General features: G+C 72.9%; 18 protein-coding genes and 1 other RNA gene. 10 read left to right on the top strand and 9 right to left on the bottom strand.

Annotation, left to right across the window (positions count from 1 at the left end; translation table 11 throughout):
• Nucleotides 1-101 precede the first annotated feature (101 nt).
• The 3 genes from OG251_RS11050 to OG251_RS11040 are packed head-to-tail and all read left to right on the top strand — an operon-like array spanning nt 102 to nt 3,024.
• Nucleotides 102-938 carry a Nif3-like dinuclear metal center hexameric protein gene (locus OG251_RS11050; RefSeq protein WP_073724910.1) on the top strand — a complete coding sequence of 279 codons (837 nt, stop codon included), beginning with the start codon at nt 102-104 and terminating at the stop codon, nt 936-938.
• The gene (locus tag OG251_RS11045) at nt 935-1,678 is read left to right on the top strand and encodes a zinc ribbon domain-containing protein (protein ID WP_326681220.1); all 744 of its coding nucleotides are present in this window, start codon (nt 935-937) and stop codon (nt 1,676-1,678) included. The genes OG251_RS11050 and OG251_RS11045 overlap by 4 nt, the downstream gene beginning before the upstream one ends.
• The gene (locus tag OG251_RS11040; protein WP_326676994.1) at nt 1,678-3,024 is read left to right on the top strand and encodes a bifunctional RNase H/acid phosphatase; all 1,347 of its coding nucleotides are present in this window, start codon (nt 1,678-1,680) and stop codon (nt 3,022-3,024) included. The genes OG251_RS11045 and OG251_RS11040 overlap by 1 nt, the downstream gene beginning before the upstream one ends.
• Nucleotides 3,025-3,040: 16 nt before the next feature.
• Here OG251_RS11040 and eda read toward each other — a convergent pair whose 3' ends face one another.
• Together eda and yaaA are read right to left on the bottom strand one after the other, a co-directional pair.
• Nucleotides 3,041-3,697, bottom strand: a complete 657-nt coding sequence (eda, locus tag OG251_RS11035) for a bifunctional 4-hydroxy-2-oxoglutarate aldolase/2-dehydro-3-deoxy-phosphogluconate aldolase (protein ID WP_326676993.1) — start codon at nt 3,695-3,697, stop codon at nt 3,041-3,043.
• A gap of 76 nt (nt 3,698-3,773) precedes the next feature.
• The gene (yaaA, locus tag OG251_RS11030; protein ID WP_326676992.1) at nt 3,774-4,574 is read right to left on the bottom strand and encodes a peroxide stress protein YaaA; all 801 of its coding nucleotides are present in this window, start codon (nt 4,572-4,574) and stop codon (nt 3,774-3,776) included.
• Nucleotides 4,575-4,782: 208 nt separating this feature from the next.
• Here yaaA and OG251_RS11025 point away from each other — a divergent pair, with 208 nt between their 5' ends.
• From OG251_RS11025 to rnpB, 3 genes are all read left to right on the top strand, one after another.
• Nucleotides 4,783-6,225, top strand: coding sequence for an RNB domain-containing ribonuclease (locus tag OG251_RS11025; protein WP_326676991.1), 1,443 nt, complete (start codon nt 4,783-4,785; stop codon nt 6,223-6,225).
• 223 nt (nt 6,226-6,448) lie between these two features.
• On the top strand, nt 6,449-6,979 hold the full coding sequence (locus tag OG251_RS11020; RefSeq protein ID WP_326676990.1) for a TetR/AcrR family transcriptional regulator: 531 nt from the start codon (nt 6,449-6,451) through the stop codon (nt 6,977-6,979).
• 80 nt (nt 6,980-7,059) lie between these two features.
• An RNA gene (rnpB, locus tag OG251_RS11015) (RNase P RNA component class A) lies at nt 7,060-7,460 on the top strand.
• Between the two features lie 185 nt (nt 7,461-7,645).
• On the opposite strand, the gene OG251_RS11010 is transcribed toward rnpB, so the two are convergent.
• A complete protein-coding gene (locus OG251_RS11010; RefSeq protein WP_326676989.1) occupies nt 7,646-7,945 on the bottom strand; it encodes a hypothetical protein in 300 nt (99 codons plus the stop codon).
• Between the two features lie 439 nt (nt 7,946-8,384).
• Here OG251_RS11010 and OG251_RS11005 point away from each other — a divergent pair, with 439 nt between their 5' ends.
• Nucleotides 8,385-8,843 carry a hypothetical protein gene (locus tag OG251_RS11005; RefSeq protein WP_326676988.1) on the top strand — a complete coding sequence of 153 codons (459 nt, stop codon included), beginning with the start codon at nt 8,385-8,387 and terminating at the stop codon, nt 8,841-8,843.
• Entirely contained in the window at nt 8,840-11,026 is a 2,187-nt protein-coding gene (locus OG251_RS11000) for an NB-ARC domain-containing protein (protein ID WP_326676987.1), read from the top strand. Before OG251_RS11005 ends, OG251_RS11000 begins: the two co-directional genes overlap by 4 nt.
• 25 nt (nt 11,027-11,051) lie before the next feature.
• Here OG251_RS11000 and OG251_RS10995 read toward each other — a convergent pair whose 3' ends face one another.
• Nucleotides 11,052-12,764: a hypothetical protein gene (locus tag OG251_RS10995; RefSeq protein ID WP_326681219.1), complete on the bottom strand. Its 1,713-nt coding sequence runs from the start codon at nt 12,762-12,764 to the stop codon at nt 11,052-11,054.
• A gap of 362 nt (nt 12,765-13,126) precedes the next feature.
• Between OG251_RS10995 and OG251_RS10990 the strand changes: the two genes are divergently transcribed.
• Nucleotides 13,127-13,630 (top strand): GNAT family N-acetyltransferase, encoded by a 504-nt coding sequence (locus tag OG251_RS10990; RefSeq protein WP_442818321.1) that lies wholly within the window; start codon nt 13,127-13,129, stop codon nt 13,628-13,630.
• Here OG251_RS10990 and OG251_RS10985 read toward each other — a convergent pair.
• Both OG251_RS10985 and OG251_RS10980 read right to left on the bottom strand, forming a co-directional pair.
• Nucleotides 13,623-14,525, bottom strand: a complete 903-nt coding sequence (locus OG251_RS10985) for a glycosyltransferase family 2 protein (RefSeq protein WP_326676985.1) — start codon at nt 14,523-14,525, stop codon at nt 13,623-13,625. The two genes, OG251_RS10990 and OG251_RS10985, sit on opposite strands and share 8 nt — an antisense overlap.
• A 175-nt stretch (nt 14,526-14,700) precedes the next feature.
• Nucleotides 14,701-16,167: an MFS transporter gene (locus tag OG251_RS10980; protein WP_326676984.1), complete on the bottom strand. Its 1,467-nt coding sequence runs from the start codon at nt 16,165-16,167 to the stop codon at nt 14,701-14,703.
• 103 nt (nt 16,168-16,270) lie between these two features.
• Between OG251_RS10980 and OG251_RS10975 the strand changes: the two genes are divergently transcribed.
• On the top strand, nt 16,271-16,885 hold the full coding sequence (locus tag OG251_RS10975; RefSeq protein ID WP_326676983.1) for a TetR/AcrR family transcriptional regulator: 615 nt from the start codon (nt 16,271-16,273) through the stop codon (nt 16,883-16,885).
• A 213-nt stretch (nt 16,886-17,098) separates the two neighbouring features.
• Here OG251_RS10975 and OG251_RS10970 read toward each other — a convergent pair whose 3' ends face one another.
• The 3 genes from OG251_RS10970 to OG251_RS10960 all read right to left on the bottom strand — a co-directional run bounded on the left by OG251_RS10970 (nt 17,099) and on the right by OG251_RS10960 (nt 19,593).
• Complete coding sequence (locus OG251_RS10970) at nt 17,099-18,007, bottom strand: PhzF family phenazine biosynthesis protein (RefSeq protein WP_326676982.1); 909 nt, start codon at nt 18,005-18,007, stop codon at nt 17,099-17,101.
• A 158-nt stretch (nt 18,008-18,165) separates the two neighbouring features.
• Nucleotides 18,166-18,633 carry a lamin tail domain-containing protein gene (locus tag OG251_RS10965; RefSeq protein ID WP_073724953.1) on the bottom strand — a complete coding sequence of 156 codons (468 nt, stop codon included), beginning with the start codon at nt 18,631-18,633 and terminating at the stop codon, nt 18,166-18,168.
• 204 nt (nt 18,634-18,837) lie between these two features.
• Nucleotides 18,838-19,593 carry an SDR family oxidoreductase gene (locus OG251_RS10960; RefSeq protein ID WP_326676981.1) on the bottom strand — a complete coding sequence of 252 codons (756 nt, stop codon included), beginning with the start codon at nt 19,591-19,593 and terminating at the stop codon, nt 18,838-18,840.
• Nucleotides 19,594-19,623 lie beyond the last annotated feature (30 nt).

Below are 19,623 nucleotides of genomic sequence, written 5' to 3'. Positions count from 1 at the left end.
GGGGCCGGGCGACGTAACGATTCGTGTCCGGCCGCCGGTCCCGGTGCACAGGTCCGGCGGCCATGGACGCCGGGGCACGGGGGACAGGTAGCCTTTCCCCCGTGCCCCGTCTGTCTGAAGTCATCGCCGCACTCGACGCCCTCTGGCCTCCCGAGCGGGCCGAGGGATGGGACGCGGTCGGCACGGTCTGCGGCGAGCCCGGGGCGGAGGTCGACCGGGTGCTGTTCGCCGTCGACCCGGTCCAGGAGATCGCCGACGAGGCCCTCGCCCTCGGCGCCCAGCTGATCGTCACCCACCACCCGCTCTATCTGCGGGGTACGACGACGGTCGCCGCCGACACCTTCAAGGGCCGCGTCGTGCACACGCTCATCAAGCACGACATCGCCCTGCACGTCGCGCACACCAACGCCGACACCGCCGACCCCGGGGTCTCCGACGCCCTGGCCGGCGCCCTCGACCTGCGCGTCACGGGCCCCCTCGTACCGGACCCGGCCGATCCCCAGGGCCGTCGCGGCCTCGGCCGGATCTGTGAACTCGACCACCCCGAGACCCTCGGCGCCTTCGCCGCCCGCGCCGCCGCCCGGCTGCCCGCCACCGCGCAGGGCATCCGGCTGGCCGGCGACCCGGAGGCGCTCGTGCGCACCGTCGCGGTCAGCGGAGGCTCCGGCGACAGCCTCTTCGACGCGGTCCGCGCCGCGGGCGTCGACGCCTACCTGACCGCCGACCTGCGCCACCACCCGGCCTCCGAGGCCGTCCAGCACTCGCCGCTCGGCCTGGTCGACGCCGCGCACTGGGCCACCGAGTGGCCCTGGTGCGAGCAGGCCGCCGCGCAGCTCGACGCGATTTCCGACCGCCACGGATGGGACCTGCGGGTCCATGTCTCGAAGCAGGTCACCGACCCCTGGACCACCCACCATTCCTCTGGAGCCCCCAACTGAACGCCGCGCCCGCCGACCAGATCCGACTTCTCGACGTCCAGGCCCTCGACGTACGTCTCTCCCAGCTCGCCCACAAGCGCAGGTCGCTGCCGGAGCACGCCGAGATCGAGTCGCTCAGCAGCGACCTCGCCCAGCTGCGTGACCTGCTCGTCGCCTCCCAGACCGAGGAGAGCGACACCACCCGCGAGCAGACCAAGGCGGAGCAGGACGTGGACCAGGTGCGCCAGCGCGCCGTCCGCGACCAGCAGCGGCTGGACTCCGGCGCGGTGTCCTCGCCCAAGGACCTGGAGAGCCTCCAGCGGGAGCTCACCTCGCTGGCCAAGCGCCAGGGCGACCTGGAGGACGTCGTCCTCGAAATCATGGAGCGCCGCGAGTCCGCCCAGGAGCGGGTCACCGAGCTGACGGCGCGGGTCTCGGCCGTCCAGGCCAAGGTCGACGACGCGACCGCCCGCCGTGACGCCGCGACGAAGGAGCTGGACGACGAGGCGGCCGGTATCGCCAAGGACCGCGAGGTCGTCGCCGAGATCATCCCCGCCGACCTGCTGAAGCTGTACGACAAGCTCCGCGCCCAGCAGGGCGGGGTCGGCGCCGCCCGGCTCTACCAGCGCCGCTGCGAGGGCTGCCGTCTGGAGCTGAACATCACCGAGGTCAACGACGTGAAGGCCGCGTCGCCCGACACGGTGCTGCGCTGCGAGAACTGCCACCGCATCCTGGTGCGCACCTCGGAGTCGGGCCTGTAATGACCGCTGTCCGCCGGCTTGTCATGGAGGCCGACGGCGGATCCCGGGGCAACCCGGGGCCCGCCGGTTACGGTGCCGTCGTCATCGACCCGGTGACCGGCGAGACGCTCGCCGAGGCCGCCGAGTACATCGGCGTCGCGACGAACAACGTCGCCGAGTACCGGGGGCTGATCGCCGGTCTGGAGGCCGCGAAGGCGCTGTTCCCGGACGCGCCGGACGGCTCCGTCCAGGTGGCGGTCCGGATGGACTCCAAGCTGGTGGTCGAGCAGATGTCGGGGCGCTGGAAGATCAAGCACCCCGACATGAAGCCGCTCGCGGCGCGGGCCGCCAAGATCCTTCCGGCCGCCTCCGTCACCTACGAGTGGATCCCGCGCGCGCAGAACAAGCACGCGGACCGGCTCGCCAACGAGGCGATGGACGCGGGCGGACGGGGTGAGCGGTGGGAGCCGTCGTCCTCGACGGCGGACCTGGACACCCCCCGTACCCGTGGCCCGGTCGACCCGCCCGAGGCGTCGGGCCCGCCCGGCGACGCGGCGGCCGGTGCGGCGAAGGCCCGAGCGGCCCTGGCCGGGGCCCGCGCACAGGCCCCGGCCGGCACCGCCCGCACCCCGGCCGGCTCCGCCCGCACCCCGGCAGCGCAACCCCCGGCAGCAACCGCCCGGACCGCCGCACGGCCCACCCGGGCCACGCCGCAGGTCGGCTGGGGGGTGGCTCCCGACCTGGGCGAGCCCGCCACGTTCGTCCTGCTGCGGCACGGCGAGACCGCCCTCACCCCCGAGAAGCGGTTCTCCGGCAGCGGCGGGACCGACCCCGAGCTCTCCGCCACCGGCCGGGACCAGGCCGCCCGTGCCGCGGAGCACTTCGCCGCACGGAGCACCGTCCAGGAGATCGTCAGCTCACCCCTGCGCCGCTGCCGCGAGACCGCCGCGGCGGTCGCCGCCCGCCTCGGCCTGGAGGTCCGCGTCGAGGACGGTCTGCGCGAGACGGACTTCGGTGCCTGGGAGGGGCTGACGTTCGCCGAGGTGCGGGAGCGCCACGGCGAGGACCTCACCACCTGGCTGTCCTCCCCGGAAGCGGCCCCGACCGGCGGCGGCGAGAGCTTCATCGAGGTCGCCGACCGGGTCGCGGCCGCGCGTGACGGCCTGATCGCCCGCCACGCGGGCCGTACCGTGCTCGTCGTCACCCATGTCACCCCGATCAAGACGCTGATCAGGCTGGCCCTGGAGGCCCCGCCGCAGTCCATGTTCCGCATGGAGCTCTCGGCGGCGTCGATCTCGACCGTCGCCTACTACGGGGACGGCAACGCGTCCGTACGCCTGCTCAACGACACCTCGCACCTGGGCTGAGAGCGGCCTGCGGCGCTCAGTCGCGCAGCGCCGCCGCCTCGGCGGCCAGCCGCTCCACCCGGGCCCAGTCCTTCGCTGCCACCGCGTCGCCGGGAACCATCCAACTGCCTCCCACGCAGCCGACGTTGGGCAGGGCCAGATAGGTGGGGGCGGAGGCGAGGGAGATGCCGCCGGTGGGGCAGAAACGGGCCTGGGGGAGCGGCGCGGACAGGGCCTTCAGATAGGCCGTGCCGCCCGCCGCCTCGGCCGGGAAGAACTTCATCTCCGTGACCCCGCGCTCCAACAGCGCGACGACTTCGGAGGTCGTGGAGACGCCCGGCAGGAACGGCAGCCCCGATGCCTTCATCGCGTCCAGCAGCGCGTCCGTCCACCCCGGGCTGACCAGGAAGCGGGCCCCGGCGGCGACCGTGTCGGTCACGTTGCGCGCGGAGATCACCGTGCCCGCGCCCACGACGGCACCCGGGACCTCCGCGGCGATGGCCCGGATCGCGTCGAGCGCGGCGGCCGTCCGCAGCGTCACCTCGATGGCCGGGAGCCCGCCCGCGACCAGGGCCCGCGCCAGCGGCACCGCGTCGGCGGCGTCATCGAGGACGACGACGGGGACGACGGGTGCGAGGTCCAGCACGGAGGCGGACGGGGCGGCGGGGGCGGCGGAGGGCGCGGAGGAGGTCATGGGGTCATCCTGCGCGCACCCAGCGTTCTATGCAACGAGCGTTGCGCATGATGCAATGACATGGCCCCGGAGGCGGTCAGTGGATCTCCGTCACCACCACGTCGAGCGCCCACGCCTGCCCCGCCCGGGAGGGGGCCGCCGCCTCGACGACGTACCCGAGGTCCCGCAACACCTCCACCAGCTGCGCCGGGTCCTTCGGCCGCGCGCCCGCCACGAGCAGGTCGCGGACGATGCGGCCCTTGGTCGCCTTGTTGAAGTGGCTCACCACGGACCGCTTCTCGACCCCGTTCACCATCTGGGAGTGCAGCACCCGCACGCTCGCCGTGCGCGCGGCGACCTCGCCCTGCGGCTTCCACGCCGCGGTGTACGCGGACGACCGCAGATCCAGGACGAGCCCGTCCCCGGCCGCCTCCGGCATGACCGCGTCCATCGGGGCGCGCCAGAACCCGCCGAGAGCGCCGAGACCCGGCAGCTTCACCCCCATCGAGCAGCGGTACGAGGGAATCCGGTCGCCCACCCGCACCGCGCCCCACAGTCCGGAGAAGACCAGCAGTGACTTTCCGGCGCGACGCCGGGCCGCCGCGTCCAGCGATGCCAGATCCAGCGCGTCGTACAGCACGCCCGTGTAGACCTGCCCGGCCGGACGGGTCCCGGCCGTGCGCAGCTCCACGTTCTTCGCGATCTCACCCCGCAGGCCCTCGCTCAGCCCGAGGACCTCGCGGGCCTTCTCCTCGTCCGCCAGGCACAGCTCCACCAGCTCGTCCAGGACCGCAGCCCGTGCGCCGGCCAGGCCCGGCAGCGACAGGGACTCCGGCTTCAGGGGTGCTCCGCGCCCCGAGGCGGCCTTTCCTTCGGAGGGCGGCAACAGCACGAGCACGGCGGTTCTCCTTCGTACGCAAGCAGGGGACCCCGGCCTGCGCGCAGGGCCCTCGGCAAGGGTACGGGGCGCGGCCGCGCCCACGGGGACACGGGACGACGGCCGCCGCCGCAGGGGCCTCCGCGCCGTACGGCCCTGCGGACACGGGAGCGGCCGGGTCCCCGGACTCCGGGATGCCGGTTGCCCCGCCCCGCCATACGCTCGGTCCATGCCCCGCCGCCATCTCCATATGACCGGAGCGGCCGACACCACGCTGGGGACCGCGCTGCGTGCCCTGCGCACCGGGCTCGGCATCCCCGGCGAGTTCCCCGCCGATGTGCTGGCCGAGGCCGGGCGGGCGGCGAAGGACCCGGATGTGTCGGCGCACGAGGACGCGACGGACCTGCCGTTCCTCACGATCGACCCGCCCACGTCCACCGATCTCGACCAGGCGATGTACCTGGAACGCCGCAAGCACGGCTTCCGGGTGCACTACGCCATCGCGGACGTCGCCGCGTTCGTCCGGCCCGGTGGCGCGCTGGATGCCGAGGCCCACCGCCGGGTGACGACGCTCTACTTCCCCGACGGCAAGGTGCCGTTGCACCCCACCCTGCTCTCGGAGGGCGCCGCGAGCCTCCTGCCGGGGGAGACGCGCCCCGCCGTGCTCTGGCGGATCGACCTCGACCCGGAGGGCCGCACCGTCACCACGGAGGTGCGCCGGGCCCTCGTACGCAGCCGGGTCAAGCTCGACTACGAGGAGGCCCAGCGGCAGATCGACCGGGGCACGGCCGAGGGACCCCTCGCCCTGCTCCGGGACATCGGGCGGCTGCGGGAGGAGCGGGAGATCGCACGCGGCGGCATCTCGCTCAATGTGCCCGAGCAGGAGATCGTCGAGCACGCGGGCAGCTACGGCCTCGCATACCGAGTTCCGCTGCCGGCCGACGGCTGGAACGCCCAGATCTCCCTGCTCACCGGCATGGCCGCCGCCCGGCTGATGACCGAGGCGGGCACCGGCATCCTCCGCACCCTGCCGGTCGCCCCGGACGGTGCCGTCGCCCGGCTGCGGCTGTCCGCCCGCGCCCTGCGCATCGACTGGCCGCACCACGTCCCGTACGCAGAGGTCGTCCGCTCCCTCGACCCGAGGAAGGGCAGCCACGCCGCGTTCCTCCAGGAGTGCACCACGCTGCTGCGGGGCGCCGGATACACGGTCTTCGACCACGGTGAACTGCCCACACCCGCCGTCCACGCCGCCGTCGCCGAGCTCTACACCCACTGCACCGCACCCCTGCGCCGGCTCGTCGACCGGTACGCGGCCGAACTCTGCCTGGCGGCCGTCGCGGGGGACGAACCGCCGGACTGGGTACGGGAGGCACTCCCCGCCCTCCCGAAGGAGATGGCCGACGGCACCCGCCGCGCCAACACCGTGGAACGCGGCTGTGTCGACCTGGTCGAGGCGGCACTGCTCAAGGACCGCGTCGGCCAGGTCTTCGAGTCGTACGTCATCGACGTGAAGGACCACGAACCGGCCGTCGGCACCGTCCACATCGACGACCCGGCGATCGTGGCCCGCGTCGAGGGCGGCACCGTCCGCCTCCCGCTGGGGGAACGCCTGCGCGTCCGGCTCACCCAGGCGGACCCGGGCTCGGCGAAGGTCCTGTTCGCCCCCGCGTGAGGGCGGCGACCGCGGCGGGACCGCGGGGCTCTCCGGCCGCACCGGCCCCGGTCGCGCCCGCGCCGCTGGTTCCCCGGCCCCGGTCGCGCCCGCGCCGCTGGTGACGTACGCCTTCGCGCCGCTGATCCGGGCGCCGATTCCGGCGGCCCCGTGCGGCCGGCCCGCTCACATCTCGTACGATCGCGCCTTCGGCTACGGACCGCGTACCAAGGAAGGCCCCCGCGTGACTGACCCCGCCACCGGACCCGCGATCGGCCGGCCCCGGCAGATCATCGCCGCCGCCCGCGCCCTCCTGGAGGAGGAGGGCCCCGAAGCCCTCACGATGCGGCGGCTGGCCGACCGGGTGGGCATCAAGGCGCCGTCCCTGTACAAGCACTTCCCCGACAAGTCCTGTGTGGTGACCGCCCTGGCGGGCGAGATGCTCCAGGAGACCGCCGATGTCCTGGAGGCCGCGGAGAAGGCGACGCCCGGCTCCTTCCCGGCGCTCGCCGACGCGTACCGGACCTACGCCCTGGCCCATCCCCACCTCTATCTCCTCGCCACCGGCGGCCGACCGGACCGCGCCGCCCTCGCCACGGGGGCGGAGGACACCGCGGCGGCCCCGCTCCTGCGGGCCGTCGGCGGTGACGAGAGCCGGGCGAGGGCGGCCTGGGCCTTCGCGCACGGCATGGTCGTCCTGGAACTCCACGGCCGTTTCCCGCCGGGCGCCGACCTCACGGCCGCCTGGGACACCGGCGTCGCGGCCTTCGCCTGAGCGGCGGCCCCCGTGCCCGCCGCCTCCACGCCGCCGTCCGACCCGCCCGTCCGGCCCGGTAGCATGGTCACCACGGCAGACGAGCCGGGCGGACGGCCGCGTGGGGATCTTCGGATTCTCCCGAGGAACGTCCGGGCTCCACAGGGCAGGGTGGTGGCTAACGGCCACCCGGGGTGACCCGCGGGACAGTGCCACAGAAAACAGACCGCCCGGGACCTCGGTCCCGGGTAAGGGTGAAACGGTGGTGTAAGAGACCACCAGCGCCTGAGGTGACTCAGGCGGCTAGGTAAACCCCACCCGGAGCAAGGTCAAGAGGGGCCGTCGCAGGACGGCCTGCGCGAACGTTCGAGGGCTGCTCGCCCGAGTTCGCGGGTAGACCGCACGAGACCGGCAGCAATGCCGGTCCTAGATGGATGGCCGTCTCCCCGGCCGCCGCGAGGCGACCGGGTGACAGAACCCGGCGTACAGCCCGACTCGTCTGCCCGCCCCCTCTTCTGGGGGAGCGAACCCCCTATGACCTGCATTTTTCGCGGGTCGGAGGGGGCTCTCGATTCGGGGTCGGGCCGCTCGAAGGCCGTGACGAGCAATGCCGTTACCGCAGGTCGTTCCGCTCCGGGCATCAGCGGGATGCCCGGAGCGGAACGCCTGTGCAGTGAGGGCGACCGTTCAGACGAGCTCGATGTCGCCCTGGGAAAGGCCGACGAACTCCCAGACATTGCCGTTGTACACGGTGAAGTTCACGTCGTACTTGACGTTCGGGGGGAGCTCGCGGGAGACGGTATCGCGGACGGTCTCCGTTGCACCCCCGCCCAGCGGTTCCTCGTGCGTGGTCCCGGTCGGCACCTCCACCGAGGTCGTAGCCGTGGTCCAGACGTTCTTGATCACACCTTCGTAGCCCTTGTCGATGGTGTGGTTGTTCTGGGTGATTTCACGGGTCGTCTTGATCTTTGATCCCTCAAGGCTCATGTTGCCGCATGGTCCTCTCGTCGACGATCGTGCAACCGGTCGAGGCCGGGAGCGGAATCGCTCCCGGCACGGCCGGAACGGATTCAATGGCGATACTCACCGGTGGCAATTGTCATGGTCAGCACCGGAGCCCACCGGCCGCTCGACCCCGCTCACTCGTTCGGGTGAACGGAGTGGCGTGATTGGGTCGGCAGCTCGGCCGAAACGGTCGGGCGGGTGCTGAAATGATCGGCCGGGCCGCCGGTGGCCCGGACGTTCCTCCGCCCCGTACGTCACCGCCGCGATGCTCGCGGGAACCGTCCGCACCGCCCCCACGGCCCGCTCTTCGCCGCGCCGCGCCCCCGATTGCGCTTCCGCAGGGCCCGTCCGCTCTCTACCGTGGCCGGAGAAGCAACTTCACACCCGCGCGGGCAGCGCGACGGGGATACAAGGGGGGACCGTGGAAGCCGAGTTGGCGACGCTGGCGGCGACGGGTGCGACGACCTTGGTGGGGCTCATGGTCTCGGACGTCTGGACGACGACGCGGGAGCGCGTGGCACGATTCCTCGCCCGGGGCGAGGACACCGGTGCCGTGGACGACGAACTCGAAACGTCCCGGGAGGAACTCATCGCGGCCCGCGACGGCGCTGATCCGGACGTCGCCGCGGATGTCGAGGAGGAGTGGCGGCTCAGGCTGCGCCGGGCGCTGCGGGCGGACCCGGCGGCCGCGCAGGAGCTGCGGGCACTGATCGATGACCTCGTTCCCCCTACCGCGGGTGTGCCGACCGTCATCCTCAACAACAACGTCAGCGGGGGCACCCAGCACGCCCCGTTCGTCCAGGGCCAGCACTTCTCCGGCGGCATGACCCTCTACGGTTCGGGCACGACTCCGCCCGCGCAGGGACCGGGGACGGCGTGACGAGCGACGAGCCCGGTTCCCGCGCGGAATCCACGTACATCAGGAACGACCTGTCCGGGCAGGTGTACGGGCCGAGCGTCCAGGCCCAGCGGATCCATGGCGGAATCACCTTCAACGTCCAGGCGCAGCCCCCGGTGGGGACGGATGTGAGGCCGGACGAGCTTCCCCCGCTGACCTTCGGGTTCGTCAACCGTACGAAGAGCCTCGCGGTGCTCGACGGCTGGCTGGGAGCGGGCCGCTCGGGGGCGGTGAAGGTCGGGTTCGGAGCCCTGTACGGGATGTCCGGTGTCGGCAAGACCGCGCTGGTGTCGCACTGGGCGGAGCGGGAGCGGGAACTGTTCCCCGACGGTCAGATCTACGTCGACTTCGCCGCGCTGCGGGAGGAGGAGGGCGGGGACGTCTCGGAGGCCGTCCGACGGTGCCTCAGATCGCTGGGAGTCGACGAGTCGTGCATCCCCGCCTCGCTCGCCGACCGTACCCGGCTGTTCCGGTCACGCTCGTCCGACCGGCGGCTCCTGGTGGTCCTGGACAATGTGAGCCAGCCCGCCCAGGCGGCCTCGCTGATCCCCAAGGGGGAAGGCAGCGCCCTGCTGGTCACCAGCGGCGGGCTGCTCGGTGAACTGGCGCTGGACGGCGCGCGGATGATGCCGGTGGAACCCCTGGACCCGGGCAGCGGGCTGGAGTTGCTGGCCGAACGGTGCGGTACGGAAGCCGTCGCCGCGGATCAGGGGGCGGCCGAACGGCTGGTGGAGCTGTGCGGCGGCCTGCCGGTGGCGTTGCACATCGTGGCGGCCCGGCTCCTGACCGACCCGCGGCTCACGATGGCCCGGCTGGTGGGAGAACTGGCCGAAGAGTCCGGCCGGCTGGCCGGGATGTCCCTCGGAGGGGAGCGGTCGGTGTCCGCTGTGCTCGATCTCGGCTACCGGGAGCTCGACCCGGAGACGGCCCGGCTGTACCGGTTCCTTGGCCTGGTGCCGGGCAGCACGTTCGACGCGGGCGTCGCCGCGGTGGCCGCCGCCCGCGACACCTCGCGTACCGAGGCCATGCTGCGGACGCTGGAATCGGCGAGCCTTCTCGATGCGGCCGGGGACGACCGCTACCGCTTCCACGCTCTGGTGCGCCTGCATGCCGGGGAACGCGCGGCCGAGGAGGAACCGGAGGGTGAGCGGCTCGCGGTGCTGCGGCGGGTGACGACGCACTATCTCGCGCTCACCGCGCTCGCGGACCGTTCGATCAGGCAGGACCGGCTGCGCATCGCCGATCTCACGGCCCTGCTGGGCGAGGCGCCCGACCCCTTCGCGGCCGAGGGCGGTCCGGCGGCCCTGGACTGGCTGGAGGCGGAACACCGCAACATCCTCGCCGTGCTGCGGGCCGCCGCTCGCGAGGAGGCACTCTCCACCGAGGTGTGGCAGCTGTCCGAGGCGTTCACCGTGTTGTTCTTCCACCACCGGCATCTCGGCGACTGGCGGGAGTCGCTCGAACTGGGAGCGGCTGCCGCGGCCGCCGCCCTGGAACCGGCCGCCGAAGCCCGGCTGCGCAGCCTCCTGTCCCGCCCCCTGATGGACCTGGGCGAGTACGACGCGGCGCGACGGGAACTGGATACCGCCGTCGCCTGTGCCGAGGTGTCGGGACACCTCGTGGTGCGCGCCTCCGTGCAGGAGTTCGCGGGCCGCTACTGGGAACGTGTCGATCTCTCCCGCGCCATGGACGCCTACCGGAGCGCCCTCGAACTCAGCACCGAGGCGAACGAGGGACGCGGCGCGGCCATCGCCGCCTACTTCCTCGGCTGCGCGCAGGACGCCGACGGCGACCACCGAGGGGCTCTGGCCACCCTGCGCGGGGCGCACGACGATCTGACCGCGCGGAACGATCCGCGGATGGCCGCACGGGTCCTGGCCGCCATGGGCCTCGCCCATGAGCACCTCGGGGAGAGCGACGCGGCGATCCGCACGCTGAGCGAGGCCGCGCGGGCCCTGCGCGAGCAGCGGGCGACGCACTACGAGGCCCAGGCCCTGGAAGCCCTGGCCGGACTCAAGGAGCGCTCGGCCGCCGGCCCCGCAGAGGTACGGGCCCATCTGACACGCGCCCTGGAGATCCATGAGGCCGGCGGCAGTCCGCGGGCCGACGTACTCCGGCGGCGGATCGCAGCGCTGGACGACAGCGACAGCGATGGTGACGGGTGACGCGGCGGGCGGGCCGGGAACGTCCTCAGCAGGCCGGACCGGTTGACGGGCGGCGCGGGCGCAGCCGGAGGGAGACGTCCTCGTCGCGTACGCCTGCGATGCGCAACGTCACCATGACATCGTCCAGCGGTGCTCCCGTACGCAGGAGGGTGTAGACGGTCGCGGCCACCAGGCCGGGATCGGCCGTCGGGCCCGTGACGGACGCCTCGACCACGCGCCCGTCGCGCAGCCCCACCAGGAAGCCGCCCCCGGCCGGAGCGACCGCCGCGAGACGGCAGCCGGGAAACCGGTCGAGGGTCTCCTCCACCCAGCGGAGCGCCGCGGTGGTCGTCGGGAGGGCACCGCGGCGGACCAGCACCGACGCGCTCTCGACCAGGCGCCGGTCCCGTTCCGCCTCGTCACAGGCCAGGTGGGTGAACGTCTCCGCGGTCTCCCGGTCCGCCCCGGACACGGCCGCGGGGCGGCGCCGTACGGTGACGGCCGGCTGTCCGTGGTGACGGGAGGCGGCGGTGGCCACGGTCCAGGCGGAGACGGGCGTCACCGCCTCCGTCGGCGCGGGCAGCGTCAGACCGGGCGGGGGGTCGGGAGCCGGCTCGGGCAGACCCATCAGGCGGTACAGGGCGGTACGCAGGTGGGGGAGCGCCTGCCCCGGCTCGGCGAACGCCTGCTCCGCGATCGCGCGGTAGCGCTCCGGCGTGTGCTCGCCGACAGCCGCCGTGATCTGTCCGAAAACGTCGCCCAGCGGATCGAGCCGGGGCGCGGCCCGTCCGAGACTGTCCGCGGCCGTACCCGGCACGGCATCGCTCCCGAACGCGGCGAGGAGCACCGGTTTGCCCAGCGCCGCGCCGTACAGCGTCACCGAACCGTGGTCGCCGACGACCACGTCCGCCGCGACCAGTGCCGGCCTCCAGGCGTGAACGGGGGGAACCAGGATCAGCCCCGCGTCCAGCGCGGCTGCCAGAGTGGTGCGGATCTGCCAGGAGCCGTGCCCCGACCAGACATTGGGATGGATGATCGCGGCGACCCGGAACCCGTCGTACGGCAGCGCCGCCAGCACGCGGGCCGGAAGGCCGGGATCCTGCCCGAGCAGGGACGTGGGGCCCCAGGTGGAACTGAGCACCACGAGGCGCTGCCCCTCGGGGACGCCCAACGCGGCCCGGTACGCCCCGGCCCGATCCGCGCTGAGGAGCATCTCGTCGAAGCACGGGTCGCCGATGAGCAGAGTGCGCCCGGCCACTTTCGGGTGGGTGGTGAGCAGTTGCTCTTCCTGGTCCGGGTGGGAAAGGGCGAGCCAGGCCCGGCCGGACTCCAGGAGGCGGTCCGGCACGACGCCGGACAGGCGGCTGCGCGGCGCCCGCGAATCCGGCACGTGCTTCTGGAAGCCGATGCCGTGGGGCAGCACCAGGACGGGACAGTCCCCTTCCGGTACGTCGATGTTCTCACTGGCGGAGACGATGAGATCGGGAGCGGCGGCGGCCACATCCCCCCACGGGATCACCCGGCAACCCTCGTCATGCAGCAGATCGAGCACACCGTCGCTGAACGCGGACGTGGGGTCATGGGCGAAGACGACGGCCACCCGGCCGTCGCCGCGCAGCAGTGCGGGCAGGCATTCGAGGACCCGTGCGGTCGACGTGACGGTGCGGGCCGCTACGACCAGTGTCTTCTCACCGCGAAAGGTGCTCCAGCGCAGGGCTTCCCGCCCGAGGGGAACGCGAAGGGGCTGCCTAGCGTGCATGGCCACCCCAGGAAGCTACGCCGAGTCTGACGGCACGCGGCACGCGGCACGCGGCACGCGGCACGCGGCACATGTTCGAACTATCGCATCTCAAGCGGTGGAACAACCCTTCTGGAGGGCCATATGACAGGAACGGACATCCCTACCGTATCCAACGGGGAGGAGGGCCGGGCCGGTCCCGCCGACCGGCCGGCACATACACTCGGCCCCGCCGGATGGGCAGGAACTCCGGCACTCCGGTGGGGACTCCGGTACGAACCGCGGTGACATCAGCGGCATCCGACGAGCCGCGGGTCACCGAAGAATGCGACGAGCGACGGCACGGGGCGCGGAGCCCCGGCCGGGAACGTGGGGCGATGGACATGGCCGAGAACGAATCAGGCGCCGACCGCCGGGGCGCGATACGGCTGCGCAGGGCCGCCGTCGAGGACGCGGAGGCCGTCACCCGGGTGTTCCTGGCCTCGCGGGCCGCGGCCATGCCCTATCTGCCCCGCGTCCACAGCGACGAGGACACCCTCGCGTGGATCACCCACGTCGTGCTGCCCGACAGCACCGTCTGGGTCGCGGAGAGCGGGGACGACGGCACCGGCGCGGTGGAGCTGCTGGGCTTCGCCTCCCTGGACGGGGCCGAGCTCGACCACCTCTACCTGCGCCCCGACGCGCTGCGCCGCGGGATCGGCACGAGGCTGCTGGAGCAGGTCAAGGAGGCGTCTCCCGAGCAGTTGACCCTCTACACGTTCCAGCGCAACACCGGCGCACGGGCCTTCTACGAGCGGCACGGCTTCACCGCGGTCGCGTTCGACGACGGCAGCCGCAACGAGGAGAAGGAGCCGGACGTGCTGTACCGCTGGGCGCCCGTCAGATGACCGGCGGCCGGCCCAGCCGCGTCATCCGCCACACCGTGGACCAGCGCATCGGGCGCCGGTCGCCGCACGGGGTGCGTACCCCTTCGGCGAAGCCGCCCGCCCAGGCGCGCAGGCCCTTCGCCGAGCGGGTACGGGCCACGGTCAGCAGGGTCCAGGTGCCCAGGTAGGCCGGGATCAGGGGGAGCGGAAGGTTGCGGCGGGCGAGCCAGACCCGGTTGCGGGCCGTCATCCGGTAGTAGACCGCGTGCCGGGCCGGGGAGGTCTTGGGGTGCTGGAGCAGCAGATCGGGTTCGTACAGGATCTTCCAGCCCGCGTCGAGCGCCCGCCAGGACAGGTCCGTCTCCTCGTGGGTGAAGAAGAACTCCGCGGGCCAGTGGCCGGTTTTGGCCAGCATCTCCATGGAGAGGGCGTGGCCGCCGCCGAGGAACGCGGTGACCGGTCCGCGCCGCATCGGGTCGCCCGCCCGCAGCCGCGGGATGTGACGGCGCTGGGTCTCGCCGAGCTCGTCGGCGATCCGGAAGCCGACGATGCCCAGGCGCGGGTCCGCGGCGAACAGCTCCTGGACCTTGCGGAACACTCCCTTGTCGACCAGCAGCCCGTCGTCGTCCAGCTCGATGACGACATCCACGTCACCGAGTTCGGCGAGCCGGTGCAGGCCGACATTGCGGCCGCCGGGGCAGCCGAGGTTCTCGTCCAGCTCGATGGCGGTCACCCCGCCCGCCAGGCCGGTCAGGCCCGGGAAGGAGCTGTAGTCCGGGAGCGCCGTGCCGTTGCCGATGATCACGAGCCGGGTGGGGCGGACGTCCTGCATGGCCACCGACGCCAGCAGCGCCTCGACCGCCTGCGGACGGTCTCCCATGGTCACGATGGATACGCCGATGCGTGGTGCGGACAAGATCGGTACTCCTGGGCTCGACTGCGGCTCGGCTGCGGCACGACTGCGGCGCGGGCAGCGCCTCGGCCGCGGTGCCCGTGATCGTAACCTCTCGTTGTTCAGCCCATGGACGGTGACCGGTCACCTGTGCGCCGTGCCGTGTCCTGTCGTGCTTCACCCCGCCACGCCGGCCGGCTCATCCGGCGGCCGGGCGCGCACCGCGCCGTGCGAGGAAGGCGCCGGCCAGCAGGGCACCGGCCAGGACGAGCGCGGAGTTGACCAGGATCGCGACCGTGACCCCGGACAGGACGGCGTCCGGCCCCGTGGCCGCTCCCATCCGGGCGGTGACGACGGCGCTCATGACCGGGATGCCCAGGGCGATGCCGACCTGCTGGGTCATCGTCGCCAGACCGGTGGCCAGGCCCTGCTCCTCGTCCGGCAGGCCCGAGGTGGCGGTGACCATGAAGCCCACGATCATCAGCATGTTGCCGACACCGCCGATGAACGTGGCGGCCAGCAGCAGCCAGATCCAGGCCCCGGACGTGCCCAGTGCCACCAGGGAGAGCGTGGCCGCCGCCTGCACGATGCCGCCGGACACGATGGTGCGCCGGCTGCCGAACCGGCCCACCGCACGGCCCCCGAGGGTGCCGCCGAGGACGGTGCCGATGCCCAGGACCCCGAAGGCGAGACCGGTGGCGAGCGGGGAGTGGCCGAGGACCTCCTGGAGATAGAGGGTGAGCAGGAAGACCAGTGAGGTCTCGGTGACGAAGGCGATCAGCCCGGCGGTGTTGCCCCAGATGACACTGCGCCGCTTCAGGATGTGTACGGGGACCAGCGGCGCGGCGGCCCGCTGTTCGACGAGGACGAACGCGACGAGCAGAACGGCTCCGGCGAGCAGGGCGGCCAGCGTGGTGGGCGTGGTCCAGCCGGATTCACCGGCCTGGGTGAGGCCGAACACCAGGAGCAGCAGCCCACCGGTGACGGTCATCGCGCCGGGCAGGTCGAGCTTCGGGCGTCCGGCGGGCCGGGAGTCGGCGATCACGGACGGGGCGAGGACGACGACGAGCGCGGCGACGGGGACGTTGATGAAGAAGGCCCAGCGCCAGGAGAGCAGGTCGGTCAGCAGGCCGCCGAGGATGGCCCCGGCGGTGAACCCGGCGGACATCAGCGCGCCGTTGAGGCCGAGGGCGCGTTCGCGCAGCGGGCCCTCCTTGAACGCGGTGGTGAGCAGGGCGAGACCGGCCGGGGTGACGGCGGCGGTGGCCAGACCCTGTAGCACCCGTGCGGTGAGCAGGACTTCGGGCGAGTGGGCGAGTCCGCCGAGTGCGGAGGAGAGGCCGAGGAGGACCATGCCGCCGATGAACAGGCGCTTGCGGCCGAGGAGATCGGCGATGCGGCCGAACAGGAGGGTGAACCCGGCCGCGGTGAGCGCGAAGGAGGTGGCGATCCACTGGAGGTGGGAGAGCGGGAAGCCGAGCCCCTCGCCGACGACCGGCAGGGCGACGTTCAGGATCGAGAAGTCCACGGCGATCATGAACTGTGCGCCGAGAAGGAGGGTGAGCACGAGCTTCTGGCGGCCCGTCATGCGCGGACGGGACGGCGGCGCCCCGGTGGGAGTCGCGTGCGGGGCGGGGGCGAGGGGTGTCGTACGGGACGCGGACATGGCGTGCCCTTCCTGAGGCCGACCGCTTTAATGGTTCTGCGGTTCCGTTAAGGTGGGGTCACCGTAACAGGGGAAGGGCTACTAATGGAACTGGAGACCCGTTATGAATGTTGAGGATGGGGAGCCGGGCACCGTCCGGCCCGGCGGCCGTACCGCCCGGGTGCGGGAATCGGTCCTGCGGGCCGCGGGGGACGCGCTGGCGGAGCACGGCTTCGACCGGCTCGACCTGGCCGAGGTCGCCCGCCGCGCGGAGGTCGGCAAGACGACCGTCTACCGGCGCTGGTCCACCCCCGCCGGACTGGTCGCCGACCTCCTCACGGACATGGCGGAGCAGTCCGTGCCGCGTGCGGACACCGGCTCGCTGACCGAGGACCTCAGGGCGAACGCCCGGCTGGTGGCCCGCACGCTGGCCGATCCGCGTCAGGGGGCGCTCTTCGCGGCGGTGATCGCCGCGGCCACCTGCGACCCGCGCACGGCCGAGGCACTGCACCGCTTCTACGCGGTACGGATCAAGGAGTGGGCCGGCTGTGTGGAAGCCGCGGTCGAACGCGGGGAACTGCCCGCCGGAACGGACGCGGGCGAGGTGATCCTGGCCGTCTCGGGGCCGCTCTACTACCGGCTGCTGGCCAGCGGCGGCACCCTCGACGAGGCCGCCGCCGACCGGGCGGCCGAAGCCGCCGCCGTCGCCGCGCGGGCGGGAGTGTTCGTACGGACGTGAGCGGTGAGCCGTGCGGGGTGCGACGTGTGCGGGGTTCGCACGGGCGGGAGGGGTGTTCGGGGCGGGCACGGGGTGTTCGTACCGGCGCGGGGGGATCGTGCGTCAGGCGTCCGCCGGGCGGCGGCGCCGTACCGGAATGCGCCCTCGATCCGGAGGGGACGGCGCGACGGGTGCGCGCACGTCTCCCCGGCCGGGGCCGTCACCGGCCGACGTTCAGCCGATCCGGGCGCCCGTCCCGCCGACCCTGATCCGGGCGTCGCCGGCCCGCAGTTCGACGGTGAGTGTGCCGGGGCGGCCCATGTCCGCGCCCTGGTGCAGGGTGAGTACGGCGGTGTCCGGGACGAGGCCGCGGTCGCGTGCGTACGCGCCGAAGGCGGCGGCCGCCGCTCCGGTCGCCGGGTCCTCGACCACTCCGCCGACGGGGAAGGGGTCGCGGACGTGGAAGACGTTCCCGGACTCGCGCCACACCAGCTGGAGCGTCGTCAGGTCGAGCCGGTGCATCAGCGCTTCGAGCCGCGCGAAGTCGTAGTCGAGGTCCGCCAGCCGTTCGCGGGTCGCGGCGGCCAGTACCAGGTGCCGGGCGCCCGCGTAGGCGATCCGGGGCGGCAGCTCGGGGTCGAGGTCGGCGGCCGGCCAGTCCAGCGCGGCCAGAGCCTCCGCCAGGTCGGCCTGGCCGATGTCCGTGACCTGTGGCTCGACGCTGGTCAGGACGGCACGCAGCTCGTCGCCGTGACGGGTGACGGTGACCGGGACGGTGCCCGCACGGGTGGCGAACACCAGGTCGCCGGGGCCGTCGCGTTCCGCGAGCGCGATGGCGGTCGCGACCGTCGCGTGGCCGCAGAAGGGGACCTCGGCCTTCGGGCTGAAATAGCGGATCGTGTGGGCCGTGTCGCCGGTCCGCCCCGTCAGGAACGCCGACTCGCTGTAGCCGAGCTCCGCGGCGGTGGCCAGCATCTCCGCATCGTCGAGACCGGACGCGTCCAGGACGACTCCGGCGGGATTTCCGCCGTCCGGGTCGGCGGAGAAGGCGGTATAGCGCAGGACGTCGATCCCGGAGGCCGGGGGGCCGTCCTGGCGTCGGTCCTGGTCCTGGCTCTGGTTCCGGCTCTGGCTGTCGCTCATGTGGCAGCTCAACCGTTCCGCCCGACGGGGCATTCCCGCGGGGCGGCACTGGGAGCACCGGAAGCGCCGGGAGCCGCCGGGAGTACCGGGGGCGGCCGACGGCCGTCACGGTCCCGGTCGGGACCGCGACGGCCGGGTCAAGGCTGCCCGACGACGGGTCAGTGGCAGTTCTTGACGCCCTTGCTCGACTTCTTGAAGGAGCAGGAGTCCTGGAGCTTGCCGTTCGGCTTGATCAGCCGGGCCTTGTCACCGGTGTTGTTCCAGACGTACGAGCCGCGGTTCCAGTACACGCTGCCCGAGGCGTTCTTGCCCTTGCCGGTGCGGACCTTGACGGTCTTGCCCGCGCCGACGGTGTAGCTGCCGAAGGTGTAGGTGTAGCCGGTGTTGTCCTTCAGCTTGTAGCCCTTGAGCTGGAGCTTCTTCTTGCCGTTGTTGTGGATGTCCACCCACTCGGCGTTGAGGGACTTGTTCGAGCGGTTGTCCTTGCCGGGGCTGTCGTACTGGATCTTGCCGAGGTGCAGCCCGCCCTGATGGGCGGCCGCCGAGGCCGGTGCCGTGGCGAGGAGCGAGCCGGCCAGAGCGGTGGCGGCGGCCAGGGCGAGAGGCGCAGCGGTGCGTATGCGCATGCTGTGTGGTCCTTACGTGTAGGAACGGTGAAGGCGTAAGGGTTGCGAGCATACGGGTTGCCGACGTTCGCGTGGTGGCCAGATGGAGATATCCGTAAAACCTGCCATTTCGCGGCGAGTTCAGGCCACCTGTCCGGCCCCCGAAGGGCCTGGCCCCCGCCGAAGGCCGGCACCGGCCGAGCGCCGCCCCGCGGGGGCGCGGAGTCAGCCCCGTCCGACGTACGGCATCGTCGTCGCCAGCACCGTGGCGAACTGCACGTTGGCCTCCAGCGGCAGTTCGGCCATGTGCAGCACCGTCCGGGCCACGTCCGCCGCCGCCATGACCGGCTCCACCGCCAGTTCCCCGTTGGCCTGGAGGATGCCGGTCCGCATCCGCTCGGTCATCTCCGTCGCCGCGTTGCCGATGTCGATCTGCCCGCAGGCGATCCGGTACGGGCGCCCGTCCAGCGACAGCGCCTTCGTCAGGCCCGTCATCGCGTGCTTCGTCGCGGTGTACGCGATCGAGTGCGGGCGCGGCGCGTGGGCGGAGATCGAGCCGTTGTTGATGATCCGGCCGCCCTGCGGGTCCTGCTCCTTCATCTGCCGGTACGCCGCCTGCGCGCACAGGAACGCCCCGGTCAGATTGACCTCCACCACCGCACGCCAGTCCTCGTACGCGAGGTCCTCGACCGGCACCGACGCCGGTCCGAAGGTGCCCGCGTTGTTGAAGAGCAGGTCCAGACGGCCGAATCGCTCCCGAACCGAGGTGAAGAGCGCGTCGACCTCGTCCGGGTCGGTCACATCGGTGCGTACGCTCAGCACGTCCTGTGAAGCCATGGCCCCGGCCGTCCGCTCCAGCGGCTCCTCCCGCCTCCCCGCCAGGGCGACCGACCAGCCCGCCTCCGCCAGGGCGAGCGCGACGGCCCGTCCGATACCCGAACCCGCACCCGTGACGACGGCGACTCTCCGCTCAGTGTTCATGGCCCGGCAGCGTACGGGAGGTGTAGTCGC

It is taken from the genome of Streptomyces sp. NBC_01237 (assembly GCF_035917275.1).
In the GTDB taxonomy this organism is placed as follows: domain Bacteria; phylum Actinomycetota; class Actinomycetes; order Streptomycetales; family Streptomycetaceae; genus Streptomyces.
Note: the sequence above shows the minus strand (reverse complement) of the source record. Positions and strands in the feature narration are given on the sequence as shown.

What these genes read in the sequence shown, in the direction of transcription:
- OG251_RS11040 (WP_326676994.1), top strand. Translation starts at nt 1,678, where the DNA reads ATGACCGCTGTCCGCCGGCTTGTCATGGAGGCCGACGGCGGATCCCGG.
- eda (WP_326676993.1), bottom strand. Translation starts at nt 3,697, where the DNA reads ATGACCTCCTCCGCGCCCTCCGCCGCCCCCGCCGCCCCGTCCGCCTCC.
- OG251_RS11025 (WP_326676991.1), top strand. Translation starts at nt 4,783, where the DNA reads ATGCCCCGCCGCCATCTCCATATGACCGGAGCGGCCGACACCACGCTG.
- OG251_RS11010 (WP_326676989.1), bottom strand. Translation starts at nt 7,945, where the DNA reads ATGAGCCTTGAGGGATCAAAGATCAAGACGACCCGTGAAATCACCCAG.
- OG251_RS10995 (WP_326681219.1), bottom strand. Translation starts at nt 12,764, where the DNA reads ATGCACGCTAGGCAGCCCCTTCGCGTTCCCCTCGGGCGGGAAGCCCTG.
- OG251_RS10990 (WP_442818321.1), top strand. Translation starts at nt 13,127, where the DNA reads ATGGCCGAGAACGAATCAGGCGCCGACCGCCGGGGCGCGATACGGCTG.
- OG251_RS10980 (WP_326676984.1), bottom strand. Translation starts at nt 16,167, where the DNA reads ATGTCCGCGTCCCGTACGACACCCCTCGCCCCCGCCCCGCACGCGACT.
- OG251_RS10975 (WP_326676983.1), top strand. Translation starts at nt 16,271, where the DNA reads ATGAATGTTGAGGATGGGGAGCCGGGCACCGTCCGGCCCGGCGGCCGT.
- OG251_RS10970 (WP_326676982.1), bottom strand. Translation starts at nt 18,007, where the DNA reads ATGAGCGACAGCCAGAGCCGGAACCAGAGCCAGGACCAGGACCGACGC.
- OG251_RS10965 (WP_073724953.1), bottom strand. Translation starts at nt 18,633, where the DNA reads ATGCGCATACGCACCGCTGCGCCTCTCGCCCTGGCCGCCGCCACCGCT.
- OG251_RS10960 (WP_326676981.1), bottom strand. Translation starts at nt 19,593, where the DNA reads ATGAACACTGAGCGGAGAGTCGCCGTCGTCACGGGTGCGGGTTCGGGT.